Raw genomic sequence first — 2,738 nt, 5'->3', positions numbered from 1 at the left:
CCATCGCCCGCACCGTCACCCGAGTGAGATCGACGCCGCCGTCGACCTGCACGCCGGGTGGGAACTGTTGCGCAGCGCCGACCTCGGTGCCGGCGACGGACCCGAACGGATCACCGAAGATCTCATACGACAACTTCAGGTGGCTCTGGGAAACAACGGCGTCCGAGTCGCGGCGGCAGGTGCGTATCGGTCCTTGAACTGGTCCGCAGCTCCGGGTGCGGCAACCGACAACGCAGTCAACGAACTCATCACGCGGCTTCGCGCGCAAATGTTCCGGCGTGGCCGGGGCTCGTGGTGGTACGCCGAGTTCACCAACGAAACAGCCGAGTTCACTGCCACCGACGAGCGCCCACCGGTCATGCTCCCCCTGTCGGCATACGCCGACGACATCGCTGAAAGCTGGGTTGAGCCACCGGCCTGGTTATACCGTCTGTGGACCGCACAGAGCCTCACCATCACCGAGGGGGCGCACGGCGGTGGTGAAGCATCCACGTCGGTCACCGGACTCGACGCCTTTGCCGTGGTCGCAGGACGATGGGCAGCCATCGCCGGAGCCATCTTCGGAATGGCAAGCGACACCGAACGATCCGCCGACAAGCTTCCTATCCGTACCGACATGGACGGGTTATGGTGTTCGAGCGTGGAGGGTTACCACCTACGACTGACCCCACTGAGCGAGGGACGTGCGGTGCTGTCCGGCGTGCACTCGCCAGTGGAGACCACCGATCCGACCAGCGTCGTCGACGGGCTCCCCGACTGGATCGGGTCACTCGACCTGCACCCTGCCATCGATCACGGCGCACTGACCATCTGCTGGTGGTTCGACGGCACCGCGTGGGCTGCGTCGGCCGATGCTGAGTTCACTGACGCCAGTCACTTGCCCCTGCCGTGGGTGCGCAGCACCGAAGCGGCGGCGTCCGTCATCGAGCAGGTTGCAACATCTTCCGGACTGGCTCCCGATTCCGCGGCCGTCCGCGACTTCGTCGCGACCAGCGAGCGTGACCCATATGCGGCTCGCGCAAAAATGGTGGAGTTGTTCTGATGGCGGAAGCCGAATCGACGGTGGTCACTCCGACGCACAGGCATGTGTGGCAGAGAGTGATCGAGCGGTGTCTGGCCGGTGCGTCGCAGACCACCGAGTTCGAGATGCGTTTCATTGCCGTGGGCGATCGGGTGGCGAGCATCGTCTCTGCGCACTGCGGTGATCGCGAGGTGGTCCGGAAAAAATATGACACTGCATCCCCACCGCCTGACTGCACCGACCTCATCGACGACATCCGCGCCGCCCACTACGACCCCGATGCCGGAACATTCCTGCTCGCCACGATCACCGGCCGCACCATCCGCGACTTCTCCGTCCGGACAGAGACGTTCGAGTCCGCACCCCCACCGCAGTGGGCCGAGATCACCACCGCCGACATCGTTGCCGAATCTCGCCGGTACCCCCGTAACAGTCCGCCTGCCTGGTGGACCGACATCCTCACCCGCAACGCCAGCATTGACATCCGCCCACGCCCCGGCACAGCCACCACATTCGAGATCAGTGAATTTGCGAATCCGCCGCAAATCAGAGCGCAATTCGTAACGCTGTGGTGCGCGGTGGCCCACGCCGTGGGCGCGATCTACCCGCGGATCACCACCGGCTCCGATCACCGGCGTGTCACCGTTGACCATCTCGACCATCACTTCACCATTGCCTGGTTCGACGATGGCCGCGCGGTGATCTCCGGGCGAGATGAGAAGTACCCGCGCCAGGGCAGCGTGGAGGACCTGTTCATCGGCGCACCGGACTGGATTCGTTCCGACCTGCTCGACGAACCGACCGACCTCGACGCCCTCACCTTCTGCGCCTGGCACGACGACGCCATCTGGGCCCACAGCCCCGCCGCCTCCACCGAAGCCGTACTCGAGGGCGTTGCACTGTTCCGCACTCCGGCACACGGGGCCTACTCGATCATCTACACCATGTACGCCGACGTGCGGGAGATCCAGGGCGCGAAGCAGAAGTGGTTCGACTACTGGTATCCCTTCCTCTCGGTCAAGAACACGAAAACCGTCAAGCCCAAAACCGGGGCTGAGTGGATCGAGCACCTCGACACCCGCCCACCCGAGCGAGGACCCGCGGAGATCGACGACGCCATCGACTACCTCGGATCCTGGGACCTGCTCGCACCCCTCGGCCTCACCGGCGACGACGGCCCCACCATCGCGATCAACAACCACATCGCCACCATCCAGAAGATCCTCGGCGACAACGAAGTCCGCGTCTCACTCGCCGGCGGCGCAGAACTACTGCGGTGGAAAAACCCACCCGACGACACCACCGCCGAACAGATCAGAACCCAACTCCGACGCCTCCGGCAGCTGATGTTCCGTCGCGACACCGGAATCTGGTGGGACGCCGAATTCACGCCTACCGCAGCACACTTCACCGACCCCGGCCAGCGACCAGAACGCACCCTGCCACCCGGCGCCTACGCCGACGACCTCCACCGCATGTCCGCACCCACACCCGGGTGGCTGCACGACCTGTTCCTGTCGCAGACCATCGCCGTGCTCGAACCCACACCTGCCACACCCGCACCGGTCACCGGCCTCGACCCCTTCCCCGCCATCGCCGGACGCTGGGCCGCCCTCGCCGGCGCAACATTCGCACTCGCCTCCGACGACGAACGGCGCTCGAATTCCCTACCGATCCGAGCCGCCATGGACGGCCTCTGGTACACCACCGGAGAAGG

The 2,738-nt window shown here is 65.4% G+C and carries 1 protein-coding gene and 1 pseudogene; both read left to right on the top strand.

All coding sequences use genetic code 11. From position 1 onward, the window contains the following. The first annotated feature begins 193 nt into the window (after positions 1–193). Positions 194–1,042: a hypothetical protein gene (locus JHC79_RS20205; RefSeq protein WP_296394182.1), complete on the top strand. Its 849-nt coding sequence runs from the start codon at positions 194–196 to the stop codon at positions 1,040–1,042. A 104-nt stretch (positions 1,043–1,146) separates the two neighbouring features. Continuing rightward, a pseudogene (locus tag JHC79_RS20200) lies at positions 1,147–2,738 on the top strand (hypothetical protein); the annotation flags it as partial.

The sequence above is a fragment of the Williamsia sp. genome (assembly GCF_016462415.1).
Lineage (GTDB): Bacteria > Actinomycetota > Actinomycetes > Mycobacteriales > Mycobacteriaceae > Williamsia_A.
The sequence above is the reverse complement of the archived record's forward strand: the minus strand, read 5'-3'. Positions and strand labels throughout refer to the sequence as shown.